Origin of the sequence: Acinetobacter sp. RG5, from assembly GCF_031844265.1 — a bacterium.
Lineage (GTDB): Bacteria > Pseudomonadota > Gammaproteobacteria > Pseudomonadales > Moraxellaceae > Acinetobacter.
Window position 1 is genome coordinate 37,549 of the sequence record NZ_JAUZUV010000007.1, and the last position, 17,795, is coordinate 55,343.

The 17,795-nt window shown below is 44.3% G+C and carries 19 protein-coding genes; 18 read left to right on the top strand and 1 reads right to left on the bottom strand.

The window, feature by feature from the left end; genetic code table 11:
• Positions 1-157: 157 nt before the first annotated feature.
• From Q9R21_RS08615 to Q9R21_RS08700, 18 genes are all read left to right on the top strand, one after another.
• The gene (locus Q9R21_RS08615; protein ID WP_311204270.1) at positions 158-1,438 is read left to right on the top strand and encodes a glycosyltransferase family 1 protein; all 1,281 of its coding nucleotides are present in this window, start codon (positions 158-160) and stop codon (positions 1,436-1,438) included.
• Between the two features lie 20 nt (positions 1,439-1,458).
• Positions 1,459-2,010 (top strand): phosphatase PAP2 family protein, encoded by a 552-nt coding sequence (locus Q9R21_RS08620; RefSeq protein ID WP_005107877.1) that lies wholly within the window; start codon positions 1,459-1,461, stop codon positions 2,008-2,010.
• 87 nt (positions 2,011-2,097) lie between these two features.
• Complete coding sequence (gene iscX / locus Q9R21_RS08625; RefSeq protein ID WP_004278360.1) at positions 2,098-2,298, top strand: Fe-S cluster assembly protein IscX; 201 nt, start codon at positions 2,098-2,100, stop codon at positions 2,296-2,298.
• Between the two features lie 110 nt (positions 2,299-2,408).
• Positions 2,409-2,840: a nucleoside-diphosphate kinase gene (ndk, locus tag Q9R21_RS08630; RefSeq protein ID WP_004647460.1), complete on the top strand. Its 432-nt coding sequence runs from the start codon at positions 2,409-2,411 to the stop codon at positions 2,838-2,840.
• Between the two features lie 122 nt (positions 2,841-2,962).
• Positions 2,963-4,198 carry a 23S rRNA (adenine(2503)-C(2))-methyltransferase RlmN gene (gene rlmN, locus Q9R21_RS08635; RefSeq protein WP_004278358.1) on the top strand — a complete coding sequence of 412 codons (1,236 nt, stop codon included), beginning with the start codon at positions 2,963-2,965 and terminating at the stop codon, positions 4,196-4,198.
• 14 nt (positions 4,199-4,212) lie between these two features.
• Positions 4,213-5,013, top strand: coding sequence for a type IV pilus biogenesis/stability protein PilW (pilW, locus tag Q9R21_RS08640; protein ID WP_311204271.1), 801 nt, complete (start codon positions 4,213-4,215; stop codon positions 5,011-5,013).
• Positions 5,004-5,795, top strand: a complete 792-nt coding sequence (locus Q9R21_RS08645) for a DUF4115 domain-containing protein (protein WP_004278356.1) — start codon at positions 5,004-5,006, stop codon at positions 5,793-5,795. The genes pilW and Q9R21_RS08645 overlap by 10 nt, the downstream gene beginning before the upstream one ends.
• Before the next feature lie 23 nt (positions 5,796-5,818).
• Positions 5,819-6,940: a flavodoxin-dependent (E)-4-hydroxy-3-methylbut-2-enyl-diphosphate synthase gene (ispG, locus tag Q9R21_RS08650; RefSeq protein WP_180038809.1), complete on the top strand. Its 1,122-nt coding sequence runs from the start codon at positions 5,819-5,821 to the stop codon at positions 6,938-6,940.
• A 3-nt stretch (positions 6,941-6,943) separates the two neighbouring features.
• The gene (gene hisS / locus Q9R21_RS08655) at positions 6,944-8,239 is read left to right on the top strand and encodes a histidine--tRNA ligase (RefSeq protein WP_219308434.1); all 1,296 of its coding nucleotides are present in this window, start codon (positions 6,944-6,946) and stop codon (positions 8,237-8,239) included.
• Between the two features lie 30 nt (positions 8,240-8,269).
• Entirely contained in the window at positions 8,270-8,968 is a 699-nt protein-coding gene (locus Q9R21_RS08660; RefSeq protein WP_004278352.1) for a tetratricopeptide repeat protein, read from the top strand.
• Complete coding sequence (bamB, locus tag Q9R21_RS08665) at positions 8,965-10,113, top strand: outer membrane protein assembly factor BamB (protein ID WP_164542787.1); 1,149 nt, start codon at positions 8,965-8,967, stop codon at positions 10,111-10,113. Before Q9R21_RS08660 ends, bamB begins: the two co-directional genes overlap by 4 nt.
• Positions 10,114-10,280: 167 nt before the next feature.
• Entirely contained in the window at positions 10,281-11,690 is a 1,410-nt protein-coding gene (gene der / locus Q9R21_RS08670; RefSeq protein ID WP_311204272.1) for a ribosome biogenesis GTPase Der, read from the top strand.
• Positions 11,691-11,961: 271 nt separating this feature from the next.
• Positions 11,962-13,470 carry a hypothetical protein gene (locus Q9R21_RS08675; RefSeq protein ID WP_311204273.1) on the top strand — a complete coding sequence of 503 codons (1,509 nt, stop codon included), beginning with the start codon at positions 11,962-11,964 and terminating at the stop codon, positions 13,468-13,470.
• Positions 13,461-13,631, top strand: coding sequence for a hypothetical protein (locus Q9R21_RS08680; protein WP_311204274.1), 171 nt, complete (start codon positions 13,461-13,463; stop codon positions 13,629-13,631). Before Q9R21_RS08675 ends, Q9R21_RS08680 begins: the two co-directional genes overlap by 10 nt.
• A 78-nt stretch (positions 13,632-13,709) precedes the next feature.
• Complete coding sequence (locus Q9R21_RS08685; RefSeq protein WP_311204275.1) at positions 13,710-14,786, top strand: hypothetical protein; 1,077 nt, start codon at positions 13,710-13,712, stop codon at positions 14,784-14,786.
• A 27-nt stretch (positions 14,787-14,813) separates the two neighbouring features.
• Positions 14,814-15,521: a hypothetical protein gene (locus tag Q9R21_RS08690; protein WP_311204276.1), complete on the top strand. Its 708-nt coding sequence runs from the start codon at positions 14,814-14,816 to the stop codon at positions 15,519-15,521.
• Positions 15,522-15,542: 21 nt separating this feature from the next.
• Positions 15,543-16,238 carry a hypothetical protein gene (locus Q9R21_RS08695; protein WP_004647472.1) on the top strand — a complete coding sequence of 232 codons (696 nt, stop codon included), beginning with the start codon at positions 15,543-15,545 and terminating at the stop codon, positions 16,236-16,238.
• 80 nt (positions 16,239-16,318) lie between these two features.
• Positions 16,319-16,978, top strand: coding sequence for a 4'-phosphopantetheinyl transferase superfamily protein (locus tag Q9R21_RS08700; RefSeq protein WP_311204277.1), 660 nt, complete (start codon positions 16,319-16,321; stop codon positions 16,976-16,978).
• A 23-nt stretch (positions 16,979-17,001) separates the two neighbouring features.
• Here Q9R21_RS08700 and Q9R21_RS08705 read toward each other — a convergent pair whose 3' ends face one another.
• The gene (locus Q9R21_RS08705) at positions 17,002-17,772 is read right to left on the bottom strand and encodes an SDR family oxidoreductase (protein WP_311204278.1); all 771 of its coding nucleotides are present in this window, start codon (positions 17,770-17,772) and stop codon (positions 17,002-17,004) included.
• Positions 17,773-17,795: the final 23 nt, after the last annotated feature.

Sequence of the window (17,795 nt, forward strand, 5' to 3'; positions counted from 1 at the left end):
AGGTGAGTTAATTTACTCTTAATTGTTAGTCAAGTTAATTAGATATCTCTATAAGTACATCAACTTCCGAATAAAATGAGAGAAGGGGGGTAATATCATTAAAATGCAATAAATAAGCATTAGACTTTAGCTTAAAATATAATCACATAGGTGTGATATGCAACAGCCCTGCACCTCAGCGTTATCGAAAAAAATGTCTGCACTTCAAAATATTAGCTTTGACTTAAAACAGTTGCGACAGCAAAAAACAAAAATGACCCTGCCTTTGGAAGAGTTGACTCGTCCTCGTCTCAAAATAGCCATTGTGACTGAAACCTGGCCTCCTGAAATCAATGGTGTTGCCCATGCTTTATTGCAACTTTGTAAAGGATTACAAAAACAGGGGCATAAGATTTTATTAATACGTCCAGAACAACGACAAGCCTGTAACGATTTTAAACCGCATAGTGAATGTCTGGTTAAAGCGCATTGCATTCCTAAATATAGCAATTTGCAGTTTGGTAGACCGCAATTTTTAAAAATCCATCAAGCTGTTGAAACTTTTACCCCCGATATTATTCACATTGTGACCGAAGGCCCTTTGGGTTTGGTAGCTCAGCAGCTTGCAAAATTCCATAAAATTCCAGTCTCTAGCGGTTTCCATTCATCATTTCAGGAATTTAGTCGGTTTTTTGATTTGGCTTTTTTACTGAAGCCAATTCAAGGCTATTTAAAGTGGTTTCATAATAATACTGATTTGACCTGTGTCCCGAGTCGAAGCACGGCTCAAGCCTTGAATCAGTTTGGTGTAACTTGTCCCTTGGCAGTTGTGGGCAGAGGCGTCGATCCAGATACATTTTCACCAAAGTGGCGATCACCAGATTTGCGCTATGCTTGGGGAGTTTCAAACGAGACCCGGGTGATGTTGTATGTCGGACGGCTTTCTCCTGAAAAGGAAATTGACGTGCTGATCAAAACCTATTTTGTGCTGCGCCAAGTTCGTCAGCAAGATATACGTTTGGTAGTGGTTGGAGATGGGCCGGATCGCACTCGACTGCAACAACTGAATCAGGATGGCAGTATTGTTTTTACCGGTAGCTTGACAGGAGAAAAACTGTCAGCGGCGTATGCCAGTGCAGATGTATTCTGTTTTGCCAGTCAGGTTGAAACCTTTGGAAATGTGGTATTGGAAGCGATGGCCAGTGGCTTGCCAGTGATTGCTTATGATTATGCTTGTGCAAACTTGCATGTGCAGCATGGTGAAACGGGATGGTTGAGCAGACTTGGACATCAGCGGGGTTTGATTCAGCAGATGCTCGGACTGCCTGATCTGCAAAGATTACAGCAGATGGGCGCGCAAGCACGTAAAAAAGCCGAAAAAGTAGGCTGGCAATATCCAGTCCGGCAATTTGAACAGGCACTGTATTCACTGGTACAGCAACAGGAATACAGGATATAAAACAAGAAAGGAGCACCAGTGTGAAACTCCAGAATGTAAAGATTAAATTTTTAGAAATCGATTTGAAAGGCTGTGTTTATCTGAATCATTTTTCGCATTCAGTCCGTATTGCCACTTTTTTTAAAATGATTAGCCGCTTAGGAAATGGTGCATTTTGGTATTTCATGCTGATATTGGTTTGGATCATGCAAGGCTTGATCTATACCGTGCAGATTGTTTATCTGATTTTGGGAAGCACTATTGGTACCATTATTTACAAGGTGCTTAAAATCAAAACCGTACGGCCACGTCCTTATCAGGTGCATCAGGTGATCCGTTTGGGTGAGCATCCACTGGATCATTTCAGTTTTCCTTCGGGACATACCTTGCATGCCGTCATGGCAACCACCGTTTTAGGTTATGTCGCACCTTTATTACTCATGCTGATGTTGCCTTTTACGATTCTGGTCGCAGTGTCCCGAATGGTGTTGGGATTACATTATCCAAGTGATGTGGCAGTTGGCGCAATTCTGGGTGGCATGATGGCAATTGCCATTGTCCTGACCGCACCTTATCTGAATATTGTGCTGTAAAAATAAGTGAAAGCCGGAGCAAAGGCTCGCAGATTTTCACAGATTTGTTAAAGTACAGCATCAAAGCAATTATGGTGAGAAATAGAGATGGGTTTACGTTGGACTGACACGCTCGATATCGCGATTGAACTCTATGAAGCGCATCCAGATGTGGACCCGCAGTGGATTCGTTTTACTGATTTACATGCCTGGGTATGTGCTTTGCCTGAATTTGAAGATGATCCAACCAAGTCGACTGAAGGTCTGCTTGAAGCGATTCAAATGGCATGGATTGATGAGGCACGCTAAGCCCTCATCTTAAAAAAGCATTTTTTTACAGATGAAAAGCAGAAAAATGCGTATTATCTCGGTATAATGCGCCAAATTTTCATGTCAACAATTGACTTAAGGAGCCTATCATGGCTATCGAACGTACTTTATCTATCGTTAAACCAGACGCAGTTGCTAAAAACCACATCGGCGACATCTTTGCTCGTTTCGAGAAAGCTGGTCTTCAAATTGTTGCAACTAAAATGAAACATTTGACTCAAGCTGAAGCTGAAGGCTTCTATGCTGAGCACAAAGAACGTGGTTTCTTTGCTGACCTAGTTGCATTCATGACTTCTGGTCCAGTGGTTGTTTCAGTTCTTGAAGGCGAAAATGCTGTTCTTGCTCACCGTGACATCCTTGGCGCGACGAATCCTAAAGAAGCTGCTCCTGGTACTATCCGTGCAGATTTCGCTGTAAGCATTGATGAAAACGCTGCTCACGGTTCTGACTCTGTAGCATCTGCTGATCGTGAAGTTAACTACTTCTTCGCTCAAACTGAGATTGCTCCACGTACTCGTTAATTCGCAGTATTCAAGCCAGATAAGTGTTATTATACTTATCTGGTTTTTTTATTCTCTGAATAATTCTTTGCTCACATATTGAGCTTCTCCTTTCATCTTTAGACATGGTTTAGGTAATACACATGAGTACTGAAGCAGTCGCTGTATCAGCAGTTTCTGAGCCACAGCAACACACTCCATCCGCTCCAGCACAGGCAAATACTGTCGAGAAAGTGAATTTACTTGGCATGTCACGTCCGCAAATGGAAAAATTCTTTGAGGACATGGGTGAGAAGAAGTTTCGTGCCGGGCAGGTGATGAAATGGATTCACCAGTTCTTTGTGACTGATTTTGCTGAAATGACCAATATTTCCGGCAAACTGCGTGAAAAACTGGAAAAGATTTGTGAAATTAAAGCGCCTGAAGTGGTGCATAAAAACTATTCTAAAGATGGTACCCGTAAATGGGTATTCCGTGTTGGCGACGGTGAAGGTTCCCTCGTCGAAACGGTACTGATTCCGGCAGAACATCGCAGTGGTTTACGTCGCACTTTGTGTATTTCTTCACAAGTGGGCTGTGCACTGGACTGTTCATTCTGCTCAACCGGTAAACAGGGTTTCCAGCGTGATTTGACTCAAGCCGAAATTATCGGTCAGCTCTGGATGGCGAACTATTCCTATATGGAAGATGTGCCTGTACTTGAGCGTGAACGTTCAGTCACGAACGTGGTGATGATGGGCATGGGCGAACCATTGCTCAACTACGATGCAGTATTGAATTCAATGCGTATTATGCTGGATGACTTTGCATACGGCATGTCAAAACGTCGTGTGACTTTATCGACTTCTGGTGTGGTACCGAAAATCGATCAGATGGTCAAAGATATTGACGTGGCGCTGGCTATTTCATTGCATGCGCCAAATGATGAACTGCGTAACGAGCTGGTGCCGATCAATAAAAAATATCCGCTTGAGCAGCTGATTGCTGCATGTCAGCGCTATATTGCTAAAGATGGTAACGAAAGTTCACGTAAACATGTGACGATTGAATATGTGATGTTAGATGGCGTGAATGACCATCCTGAACATGCGCAGCAAATGATTAAGCTGTTAAAGAATTTACCAAGCAAGATTAATTTGATTCCTTTTAATCCGTTCCCGCATGCGCCATATGGCCGCTCAAGCCGCAACCGGATTATTTCTTTCCAAAAAACTTTGTCTGATGCCGGTTTTGTGTGTACGATTCGTCAGACACGCGGTGATGACATTGATGCCGCGTGCGGACAGTTAGTAGGACAAGTTGCTGACCGTACCCGTCGTGCGGAACAGTGGAAAAAGAAAATTGCGCAATCGAATGAGATTATGCGCTCACAAGGATAATAAGAGGTCGCCAGTTGAGAAATCTAACATCAAAGTTTGCTTTGATTTCAACAGTATGTGTGTCTTTGGTTTTAGTCGCGTGTCAGACGCCAGATCTGGGTCAGAAAGACCCTGAAAAGGCCACCAAAGTCCGTACCCAATTGGCGGTAGAATATCTGAGAACAGGTGACCTGGATGCAGCTAAACGTGCACTGGATCAGGCACTTGAAAGCAGTCCGCGTGATTCTCAAGCAAATATGATGATGGGCGTGCTACTGCAACAGGAAGGTAGTAAGCTTAATCTCGAAAAAGCAGATCATTATTTCAAGCGTGCGATTTCGACAGATCCGAAAAATGCGCAGGCGCGAAATAATTACGGCACTTATTTATATCAGCTTGAACGCTATAATGATGCAATCGAGCAGTTTCAAATTGCTGGTGCCACTTTAGGTTATGATCAACGTTTCCGTGCATTGGAAAATATGGGACGGATTTACCTGAAACTGGGTGATACAGCGAATGCTGAAAAATCATTCAAACAGGCGCTACAAGCCAATCGCGATTCTTATATTTCAATGTTAGAGTTGGCAGAAATATTTTATTTGAACCAGCAGTTCCCGGCGGCGACACAAATGTATCAACAGTTTGTGCGTGGTGTGGGACAGAAAAATCAGGGTGCCCGTGCGCTCTGGGTTGGCATTCGCACTGCGCGTGCCGGGGGTGATCAGTTGGGGATGCAGGTATTGGTCAACCAGTTACGTGCACTTTTTCCTGAAAGCCAGGAATACCAACGTTATTTGCAATTACAGTACAGTACTGAGGCCGTATGGAAGTAAATCCTAATTCACCATCGAATCATTCGAGCGTAGCTCCAAATGCGTTAGGAAATATTCAACGTCCGGGCGAGTACTTGCGCCAGATTCGTATCAATCAGCAACGCAATCTGGAAGATGTAGCGAAAGAGCTGAACATCCCAGTCAAAACCCTGACTGCTCTTGAGCAGGATGAATACAAGTCTTTGCCTGAAGCGACCTTTATTAAAGGTTATTACCGGACTTATGCCAAATTTCTGGGTGTAGATGCGTCTAGTATTATTCAACGTTTTGATGAAATTTATACCAATGATACCGGGCTGCTGCCGAATCATGCCCTGAATAATTCTCCTATCAAAATTATGGGGAAATTGCCAGGTTCCAAACGTGACCGCAATCGTAAGTGGTTAAAGCGCATTTTTATTACGCTGGTATTGCTGCTGATTTTGGGTGCACTGTTTGCCATGATTCAGAACTGGTCGAGTAGTAATTCACAAAATAGCACTGAAGTCTCTGGAGTAGGCGCTTCTAATGTCGAGATTCTGAATCTGGATACAGGTGCCGCACTTTCCGGTGATCAGCTGAAACTTGATTTTAACCGTCCGACTTCGGTGCATATTGTCGACTCGGCGGGTAATGTTCTGGCAACTGGCCGTCAGGCATCGAGCTTGCAGCTGAATGGTGAAGCGCCATTCCAGATTCGTCTGGATGATGCATCGGCTGTATCACTCAGTTTAAATAATGAAAATATTTCATTGTCACCCTACACTGTGAACGGAAAAGCAGAATTCCGTTTATCACCTTAATAGATCAAGAGTAGAGCAGAACGATGATCGTAAATCCAATTAAACGTCGTCCAACACGTAAAATTCGTGTGGGTTCAGTTTATGTGGGTGGTGATGCACCAATCAGTATCCAGTCCATGACCAATACTGAAACCTGTGATGTGGCAGCTACGGTTGCACAGATTCAGCGCTGTGTGGATGCGGGCGCGGACATCATGCGGGTTTCAGTGCCAACGATGGAAGCGGCAGCAGCATTCGGTGAAATTCGCAAGCAGGTCAATGTACCTTTGGTGGCGGATATTCACTTCGATTATAAAATTGCTTTGGCAGTTGCCGATTTGGGTGCAGACTGCCTGCGGATTAACCCGGGCAATATCGGTTCGGAAGCGAAAATCCGTGAAGTGGTGGCCGCGGCACGTCATAACGACATTTCCATGCGGATCGGTGTCAATGCCGGCTCCCTGGAAAAAGATATTCAAAAGAAATATGGCGAGCCGACTGGTCAAGCACTGCTTGAATCTGCAATGCGTCATATCGATATTCTAGACCGTCTGGATTTCCAGGAATTTAAAATTTCAGTCAAAGCATCGAATGTGTTTCTGACTATGGATGCGTATCGTTTGCTGTCACAGCAAATTGATAATCCGCTCCATCTGGGTGTCACAGAAGCGGGTATTTACCGTACCGGTTCGGTTAAATCTGCGATCGCTTTGGGCGGCCTGCTGATGGAAGGCATTGGGGATACTATGCGTATTTCCTTAGCTGCCGAGCCTGAAGAAGAAATTAAAATTGGTTTTGATATTCTGAAATCGCTGGGTTTGCGCTCCAACGGGATTAACTTCATTGCCTGCCCAAGCTGTTCACGTCAGGAATTTAATGTGATTTCAGTGATGCAGCAACTTGAAGAGCGTTTAGAAGATATTCGTACCCCAATGGATGTTTCTGTCATTGGCTGTAAGGTCAATGGGCCGGGCGAAGCCAAAGAAGCGGATATTGGTGTAGTGGGTGCAAGTCCACGTTCACTGGTGTACCGTAATGGTGAAAAGAGCCATTTAATTGACACGAATCAATTGGTTGATGAAATCGAAACCATGGTTCGTCAACGTGTTTCCGAGCTTGAAGAAGCTAAATCTAAAGAAATTATTCGTACAAGTTTTCCTGAGTAGATCATGAGTTCAATCGTCGCAATCAAAGGTTTTAATGACATTCTCCCAACGCAAACCCCAGCTTGGAGACGTCTTGAACAGCATCTATCCGGTTTGATGGATGCCTATGGCTATCAACAAATTCGTTTGCCTATCGTAGAACAGACTAACCTGTTTAAACGTTCGATCGGTGATGCAACCGATATCGTTGAAAAAGAAATGTATACCTTCCTCGACAAGGGTAATCCGCCTGAGTCGTTGACGTTACGTCCTGAAGGGACGGCTGGCTGTGTACGTGCCATGCTGGAGCATAATCTGCTGCGTGGTGCGACGCCTCGCGTCTGGTATATCGGCCCAATGTTCCGTTATGAAAAACCGCAAAAAGGCCGTTACCGTCAGTTCCACCAGTTTGGTGTGGAAACCTTTGGTGTGGCAACACCGGATATGGACGCAGAACTGATTCTGATGACGGCGCGTCTGTGGAAACGTATGGGTGTGGCAGACAAGGTTCAGCTTGAGTTAAATACACTCGGTGAGTCGGATGAGCGTGCAGCCTATCGTGCGGCGCTGGTTGAGTTTTTAGAGTCGCATAAAGCTGATCTGGATGAAGATTCTCAGCGCCGTCTGACCACGAATCCATTGCGTATTTTGGATTCTAAAGATGCCAAAACACAAAGTATCTTAGAAAATGCACCGAAACTGCATGATTTTATGGGTGAAGAAACTCTGGCGCACTTTGCCCAGTTACAGCAGTATTTGACTGATGCAGGCGTGAGCTTCGTGATCAATCAAAAGCTGGTACGCGGTCTGGACTATTACAACAAAACTGTTTTTGAATGGACCACAACCCATTTGGGTTCACAAGGTACAGTTTGTGCCGGTGGCCGTTATGACGGTCTAGTGGGTCAACTTAAAGGAAAGGCAGATCAGTCTGTCCCTGCGGTCGGTTTTGCTATGGGGATCGAGCGTTTATTGCTTCTGCTGGAACAGGTTGAAGACAATACCCGGGCACGTGATTGTGAAGTATTCCTGGTGGTTGAACCAGCTTCTCAAGGTAAAGCTTTGGTCATTGCGGAGCAGATTCGTGATCAGCTTGAAGCAGCAGACAGTCAGGTTCGTCTGAAAGTAGGCTCACAAGGTTCAATGAAATCGCAAATGAAAAAGGCCGATCAAGCCGGTGCTTTGTATGCGGCGATTTTGGGCGAGCGTGAACTGGAAGCTCAGGCGTTTACTGTGAAAGAGCTGGCAACCGCAGAGCAATCGAATGTACCATTTACGGACTTCGTTGCATTTTTTAGTACTAAAATTTCTTCAAAATAATCGATAAAACATTAGGAAAAGGGTAATCTCATGAGCGCAATGAGTGGTGATGAACAGTTTGAAAGCTTAAAATCCTTTACGAAGAAATATGGTTCTTCGATGATTACTGGGATTTTAATTGCGCTGATTGCCTTTTTTGGATGGGAATATTGGCAGAAGAAAAACTTGGCAGAGTCGCAAATGCACACTGCCAAGGTTCAGCAGTTGATGGATGATGCACAGGCATCGAAAGGTGATGGTTTTGCCAAGTTGTCTGAAGCTGCGGACAAGATTGTCAAGGAAGCACCTGATTCAGCACAGGCGATTCAGACCCAGCTGGTGATGGCGAAACTGGCTTATGACAAAGAAGATTATGCTGCGGCCGAGAAAGCGCTACAGAAAGTTGAAAACTCGAAAGTAGATGATAAAGGCCTGGTTCAGGTCGTCAAACTTCGTCTGGCCTATGCACAACTGGCACAGAAAAAATATGATGCTGCATTGAAAACTTTAGAAGCAGTCACTGAGCCTGCATTTAAAGCAACTGCCGATGAAGCACGTGGCGATATCTATGTTGCCAAAAATGATATTGAAAATGCTAAAAAAGTATATCAAAGTGCATGGGATGCTTTGATTGAACGTAAAGAAGAACGTCAGATTTTACAAATTAAGCTCGAAAGCGTAGGCGTATTGGTCGATGATCCGGAAATCGAACGCCCAATTATAGAAACACAAGCGGAAGAAGCTGAATGAATAGAAAATACAAAATTACCTGTGCCTTGACTGTTTTAACGCTTGCATTGGCTGGCTGTGCGGGTAAAACCAATAAAGTTCCAGAGGTAAAACCGAATCCACTTCCAAAACTGACTCAAGCCAAAACCCTGGTCCCTGTATTTTCCACCAGTGTGGCTTCGACAGATGCTGCTGATCCGTTGCGTTTACGTCTGGATGCAGACAATGGCGTGGTCTTTGCGATTGATCCGAAAGGCGAAGTGTCTGCATTTAAAGGCAAACAGCGTTTGTGGCAGAAAAAAGTCAGCAAAGAGAATTTAAGTTCTGGTGTTGAAGCTGCTGAAGGTCTTGTTGTCGTTGGCAACCAGAAAGGTCAGCTGTTTGCGCTGGATCAGCAAACCGGTGAGCAGAAATGGACTGCGCAATTGACGGGCGCTTTACTGGCACCTTCATTAATTCATGCAGGGCGTGTCATTAGTGTCAGCAATGATGGCACCGTATATGCGCATGAAATCGCGACGGGTGCGCAAGTTTGGACTTATAACTTGCCTAATGTACAATTCAGCCTGCGTGGCATGGCTGCACCGGTTGCATTAGATGCCCGTAATATACTGATTGCCTCTTCCAATGCTTATATCTATGCACTGGATGCCTTAAGTGGTGTGCCAAAATTACAGCGTCGTGTTGCAGTGTCAGATGGACGTTCTGATATCCAGCGTCTGGTGGATATTGACGGGGAACCGGTCGTTGCAGGCCAGTTTGTGGTGACCACCAGTTATCAAGGTCAGGTGACTGTGCTGGATTTAGCTTCACAACAGGTGGTCTGGAGTGAAGATGCCAGCAGTATCCAGCGTCCAGAAGTTGTGGGCAATGGTGTATTTGTGGCGCAAACCGATGGTAAAATCAAAGCCTTTGAGATTACTTCGGGTCAACCGCTTTGGGAAAATGACCAGTTGCTGAATCGCAAGTTAAGTAATCCGGTGATGCTGGGTACTGATCTTGTAGTCGGCGATCTGGATGGTGTCTTGCACCTGATTGATCCGCGTACCGGACAGATTACTGGTCGTTCGAAAACCTCTGGGGAAGTACGTAGCTTACGCGTCATCGACAACCAGCTTTATGTTTCTACACGCAAGGGCGCATTAAGCATTTGGCAGAACCGTTAATTTTAACGAGCCTTATGCTAAACTAGCCACAACCGTATTTTGTGAACGCGGGGTGATTGAAAAATCAATGCCCCGTGTTTTTATTTAGGGTATTTACCCCTTATATCTTCCTATGCTTTCTGATGTTCAGGCCACTTTGACGCCTGATATTAAATAAAGGTTACTCTATGAAACCCGTAATTGCGCTCATTGGTCGTCCGAACGTCGGAAAATCAACGCTGTTCAACCAGATTACCAAGAGCCGTGACGCATTGGTGGCAGACTTTGCCGGTCTGACACGCGACCGTAAATATGGCGATGCAACTTATCAAAATAAATCTTTCATTGTGGTCGATACTGGCGGTATTGGCGAAAATGAAGGTGGGATTGACTCGTACATGGCAGAGCAGTCCAAGACTGCTATTCATGAAGCCGACCTCATCATTTTTGTGGTTGATGCGCGTGCCGGATTGCTGGCATCTGATGAGCAGATTGCCCGTGAATTGCGTACTTTAGGCAAAAAAGTCTTTCTGGTGGCCAACAAAGTCGATGGTGTACATGCTGAAGCTGCCTTGGTTGAATTCTACAAACTGGGTATGGGCGAGCCGTTACAAGTCGCAGCCAGCCATGGTCGTGGTGTCCAGCAAATGCTGGAAGATGTACTTGCCGATGTACCGGAAGATGAAAATCCGGAAGAGCATGACAAAAACACGGGTCTGCGTTTAGCGATTATTGGTCGTCCAAATGTAGGTAAATCAACGCTGGTGAACCGCTTGCTCGGTGAAGAGCGTGTGGTGGCATTTGACCAGCCGGGTACAACACGTGACTCGATTTATATTCCATTCGAGCGTGATGGCCGTCAATATACCCTGATTGATACTGCCGGGGTGCGCCGTAAAGGTAAAGTTGATGAAATGATTGAGAAATTCTCGATTGTTAAAACTTTACAGGCAATGAAAGATGCTAACGTAATTGTTGTTGTGGTTGATGCGCGTGATGGTATTGTTGAGCAGGACTTGCATTTGATTGGCTATGCGCTTGAAGCGGGTCGTGCCATGGTCATTGCAGTCAACAAATGGGATAACATGACTGAATATGATCGTAAGCAATGTAAGCTCGATGTAGAGCGTCGCTTCGATTTTATTCCATGGGCCAAAGTACATTTGATTTCTGCATTGCATGGAACGGGTGTGGGCGATCTTTATCCATCGATTCACCGTGCTTATGATTCATCTCGTTTGAAAGTGTCACCAGCAAAAATCACCCAGATTTTAAATGATGCGACAGATGCCCACCAACCGCCGATGGTTCAGGGTCGTCGTATTAAAATGCGTTATGCACACATGGGTGGACAAAATCCGCCAACGATCGTGATTCACGGAAACAAGGTGGATAAAACTCCTGCGGATTATCGCCGTTACCTGGAAAACGTGTTCCGTAAAGTGTACAAGCTTGAAGGTACACCGATTAAAATCGAGTTTAAAACTTCGGAAAACCCGTTTGAAGGCCGTAAGTCTCAAGTGGATGAGCGTGCAGCTGCGCGTAAACGTCGTTATGTACAGAAGTTCAAGAAAGCCGAGAAGAAATTTAAACGCTAATTCTATAGTTTAAATTTTTCGGATAAAAAGCCTGCGTAAAGCGGGCTTTTTTATTACCTATAAAAAATATTTTTTTAATCAGGCTTAATTTTGAATTTAATAAAAATAAAATATTCTTTTAATTATAGTTATTTAGTATAAGTATCAATTTAATATTTATGTGATATGTATCATATTTGTGTGAAATTGTTAATTCAGTCGCAAAAATGAAAACTGACTGAGAAAGATCATAAGAAATTACTGCCTAAATTTGCGGTGATGTGAGGGGAACATGAAAAGAACTGCATTGGCCTTAATCTGTATGATGGGCTTGCCCAGCCTTGCGTGCGCTGAAATGATCAAAGTGAATGGTGAGGGCAGTAGCCCCATTATGAAAAAAGATCCAGTAGGAACACGGAATCAGGCATTGAATAATGCAAAAACTGATGCAGTCATTGCTTTAATCAAAAAAATAAATGGCCCTCAAGCCATGCAGGATGCCGAGCCTCATCTGGCAGATATTGTGAAACAAGTTGACAATGGCTACGTATTTAATCGAGGTAGTCAAACCAACAATAACAATGAACTGGTTACTTCTATTTCAATTGAAATGGATGACCAGGAGTTTCGCCAGATCTTGAATGACTTGGGTTTATCCAAAAAGAATAGCCGAACCAGCCCGATCATGATCGTAATGGATGAGTATTTTGGTGTACCGCGAGATAACTCAAAACCGGTGAAAGAATTTACGTCGTACTTTTCAGATAAGAGCTATGCCTATGATGAAAAGGCCAGCTATGATGCGAAAGAAAGTGCAAAAGCCAGTGAAAGCTCATCATATTCATCAAAAGGCAAATCAGCTTCGGCTTCAGGCTATGCCTATGGTAATTACTATGGTGCAGGAGCCGGTGTTGCTGCACGTTCATCAAGTCATAATAACTCAGGTAAATCTTCTGCTTCAGCAAGCTATAACGCCAGTGAGTCAGCACGTTATAGCCAGTCGGAACGTCAGAATGACATTCAAAATTTTGTGAAATATGTGGAATATCAAACCCCATCGACCACACCTGAGCGTGAAAATCAAACGTTAACCTCAATTGCCCGTGCAGCATCTAAATATGATCTGCGCTTAATGAATTCGGATGTATTTCGTAGCCGTTATCTCAAAGGCAAGAGCATGACCATTCAACAATTGCTGAGTGATGCAGAGCTGGCAAAACTTGCAGTGGCTGCACGTCAGGAAAAAGCGGACTGGTTTATGGTCGGTAGCTCTTATATTTATGACCGTGGTCGTTCAGGTGCAACGGGTCAGTTTGTTTGTGATGGTGCACTCAGCTATAAAATTTATTCAGTCGATGATGGCACACTGATGGGCGGCGATACCCGTACAGAATCATCAACTGCTGCAACGACAGATACTTGCCGTACCAATGTTGCCCGTAAACTGGGTGAAATGACGCTATCTGAAGTAGGTCCACAAATCCTCGCCTATTCGAAAAACCGCAGCATGTATGGTAAGGAAATAACCCTCTTTGTAAAAAGTGTATCAGGTAGCGTATCTAGCCGGTTAGGGGATGACCTGTACGTAGCCTTAGATGAAATGGATGGTGCGGAAAATATCGATATCCGTACCCAGGATGGCAAATTGGTCGAGATGACCATGACTTATAAGAGTGAAAAGCCCTTAAGTGCTGAACTTGCCAAAGCATTGCGCCGGGTAAATCCTGTTCTGTCGAATGCCGAACGCCTGCAAGCAGGGAATACCATTACTTTATGTATTGGTGGTACTCAATGCAAATAAGCTTGAAAAAAGTCATGCTTGCCATGGCGCTGATGGGAACGGCTAGTGCGCAGGCCAATATTCAGGTTTTTCCGGCGAAGGGAATTTACGGGCTGGAACTGCCTTGTCGTCAATCGGTGGAACATATAGATAGAAGCAAACGCATCATCCATTTCCTGTGACTTTAGCAAGGCTGTATCTATAGCGAGACGATTCGTACTCAAGTTGTACAGGCTTTCGAGCAGCAGCTGAAACAGGCCTTGCAAGATCAGGTGGTTACTTCAATTTCCCAACAGAATAAACATCGAAGCTATGTGGCTTCTCTGGAAGTTTTGCGGGCCAGCGAATATGTGGTGCAAAAGGAGTCTACAGCCGAGATTTTTCTGCCAGTCACTTTAAGTTTAAAGTTGACCAATGTCCTATCCGGAGAAGTGATTTATACCGATAGCGCTACTTTATCTCAACCTATACAGGTGCTGTCGACTGATGTCGAGGCGGCTACAACCCGTCAGGCGGTCCAGCAGAAATTTCAAAGTAGCTTGCTGTCCTTGACCCAGCAATTGACCCAGGATCTGCAGAAAAAATTTAAGGTTTCTGAAGTGCAGACTAAGGTGATTGACCGCTGGAAGTCTTATATGGTTTTGGATAAAGGCTTTAATCAGGGGATTGCCAAAGATGATGAGCTGAGCTCGGCTTCAGGAGATTTAATCTGGGTTGTCCATGCTGATAGCGATTATGCTGTGGCATTGCCTGTATTGATGAGTGGTAATTCGAGCCAGTTTAGCAAGATTTCAGCCAATACCCGTCAGGCACTGAACAAGCCTAAAGCTTTGGTGGTGGATGTATTGACTTATCAAGGCGAGTCAAAAGACCTGATTGAGCAGATTTTTTCTGATGCGATCGGAGAAAATGCATCTTTTACCCTTACACCAGTCAACAAACGTTATAGCGTGCTCGCACAGAGTATCAGTGAGCAGACAGGTTTAACTAATCAGGAAACCCAGCATCAGCGTGAACTTCCTGAATTTTTTATTCGTATTAATGTGATTCCTGTAATTGGTTATCAGCAGCAAGTCGGCAAAATGACTGAGCAACAAGTGGTACATAGTGAAGTCTTTGCTGAAATGATTGATCGTTCTGGGCGCGTGATTTATTCGGCGCATGCGACTGATGAAATCAGTGAAACCATTTCACAAGGAATGGGTTTTTCACTGGATACGCGTAAAGAAGTGGCACTCAAAAATGCTTTGGTGAAATTGGGTCAGCAATTCCAAAAAGGGATTACCCGTTCAGACTTGCAGGTAGCGAGTGGTGGTAGCGAGACCATCACGATTTAGGATGTAGGCGAGCGTTTGACCACAGGCATGAAAATTCATGTGTATAACCGTGAAAAAGTTGCTCAGCGTCAAGTGTTAATCCCGACTTGGGAAGCTACAGTCATTGAGCGTCAAGGGACTAAAGTCAAAGCGCAGCTTGATTTTCCTGTGAGTGGAAATGACCGTCTGCCGGTACGTTCGGGTGATAGCATCTTGGTGGATAGCCATGCTGCTGTGGGTGAGTCAAAACTTGCCCGTGTGCTTTGTTCAAGCTTGCATACCGATCAAGTCGGAGAGATTCCATTTTATGGATTTGGTCCGCTGATTTATCACGCATTTACCAGTCAGTCCAAACGTCCATTTTATGCTACAGGTTCAGGTTTTAAAGGGCAGACCAGTTTAGAAACATCAATTATAAAAATGACTGAAAATGCCGGCTTTAAAAAACAGCTTGATTTGAAACTGTATGTGCCCAAAGACGAGTGCTTACAGCCAGCCTTCAAGATTCAGGTTCAAGAAGACTCTATTAAATGCAATGCAGACAAATCCAGCTGCGATGCCACTCTGGTGTTGGCAGGTGGCGCGCGGCGTTTTAATGCAAAACAGGAACGTGTTGGGGCTGTCGGTTTACAGCAAGAAGTTAGTTTAAAAGGCATTGATATCACCCATCGTCATGAAATGTACAACATTCAGATGTTCAAGGCATTACCAAAAATTTTAAATCAGATCGTGCAAAAAGCCGATGCAGTTCAGTAAGGAATTATAAGGGGAAATACTATGAAAAAAATCGCAAGCATCTTGATCTTGGGAAGTGTTGTATTGGCATCGCAAAGTCATGCCGGTCTTGGAACACTCAGCAGTCTGGCATCAAAAGCAGTTGCAACGACAACAGGTACGTCTTCACAGAATCTGGATTTGGCAGGTTTTCTTAAGCAGGCACAAGCCACCAATGCCATGTTTATTCAAAGCCGAACGACACTGGCAACCCTGTTTGCTGAACGTAAAGACAGTGAAGAGCTGAAAACCAAATTAAACAGCTTGAAAACTACCTCTGACGTAAAGGAAAAAGAGGCAATCCAGAAAGAGATTACCAAATTGACCAATGATGTTCTGGATGCATCAAAAAAGGATGAGGCGGCGACACTGGAACGTATTAATGCATTAAGTGTAAGCCAGAAACAGCTTCTGGTTAACTCACTTACTAACTTTGCGATTGCGGGCTTGTCTGCACGCGAACTCGTGCTTAATAGTAAGCAGGTGTCTATGCAAATGCTCAGTAATCCGCGTAGTGTCAGCGATAGCGGTATGTCTTTTATGGATGCCAAAGGCCTATTAGGTGATGTGACTGGAATTGCAAAAAACGCAACAATGGCATTGGTGGAGTATCCGCAATTGATGAAAAAAGCGGGCTTGAACTTTAAGGCGCCAGAATCTGCAGCAGCAAAACCAGTTGATATTTCTGATTCAATCTAAGCAATATGAGTCTAGCCTGTTTTCGAACAGGCTTTCTTTTTTTATCTGGCGACGTAAAATGAAAAAGTCCATCTGTTTCTATGAGCTTTGCATTGTCGCGAAATATTCAAATTTATCTACAAAAAATAGATCAGTTCTTTTCAATTGAACTGCCTCAATCACGGGTAGAGCAAATCAAGAATCGAAAACTGGCAATTTATGCGCATCGTAACCAGTTGCTGTCAGATCAATTCAATCATCCGATCCAATCTCTGGATTTCACCGCCACTGAATATGGCAAGCCTTATTTAAATGACTATCCGGATTTCAGTTTTAATCATAGTCATAGTCAAAATTTCTACGCCCTGGCCACGAGCAGGAATGTCCAAAACTTGGGAATCGATATTGAAGAACTGAGCCGTAAAGTCCGTTTTGAAGCTTTGGCACAGCACGCCTTCCATCCTGAAGAACTCAAAAATTGGCAAGCGCTGGCTTATGACCCTGAATACTGGTTTAAAGTCTGGACGACCAAAGAGGCCGTGTTAAAGGCATCAGGCTTGGGAATCCGGATCAACCTCAACGAATTCAATACTAATATCCATCCTGAGCAAAATGGCGGGCGCTGCGAACATCCAAAGATTGGCGTCTATGCCTATCAAAATTATACGCTTGCTGGCTGCGTGCTCACCGTGGCCTGGCAAAGTGAGCACTCTTGCAACGGGTTGAAATTTCCGGTGATTCAGATTCATCACACTGTCTAAAACAGAATCAACCCAAATATTTTTTATTTTCTAGAAATGATCAGATTACTCAGCCGATTCACAAATTGTGGACTCATCCGCGATAAATGAAATAAAAACTGGCTTTTGAATCCGACAGGATGATGGGTGGCTTGCCAGATGGAATCTTTGAGTTCTGCCAGTTTAAGAATATCTTGTGCAACATCTTCTGCTTTTAAATGCACGCCCATCTTTTTGATGCTTTCTGCCTGCATATCTTTGACCATGGCGGTACTGACGAAAAGCGGCATAACATCCAAGACTCGAATCCCATAGGGTTGCCACTCAATATCCAGACTTTCAGTCAGGCCACGCACTGCAAACTTGCTGGTGGAATAACTGCTTAAATCGGCTTGGCCATAAATCGCCGAAGCTGAAGATAGATTGATGATGCGGGCAAATGAAGATTCTTTTAAATAAGGGAAAGCGGCATGACAGCCGTTCATGACTCCTTTAACATTAATATCCAGAGTCCGATGATGCGCCATAATATCAGTTTCTTCAAAAGGGCCTGAATATAAAATCCCGGCATTATTGACCAGAATATTGATTTCACCTGCCCAAGCTGAAAATTCGGCTAAAGCTGTTTCCCAGGACGTATAACCAGCCACATCCAGAAAACCGGCTTTGGCATGTTCGCCCAGTTGCTGGGCCAGTTGTTCTGCCTGCTCCACCTGAACATCATAAATACCCACCTTGTAGCTGTGCTGGTAAAATAGGGCGGCTGTCGCGGCACCAATTCCTTGTGCTGCACCGCTAATCAATATACTGTGCATGTGCCTGATCTCCTTATTGTCTT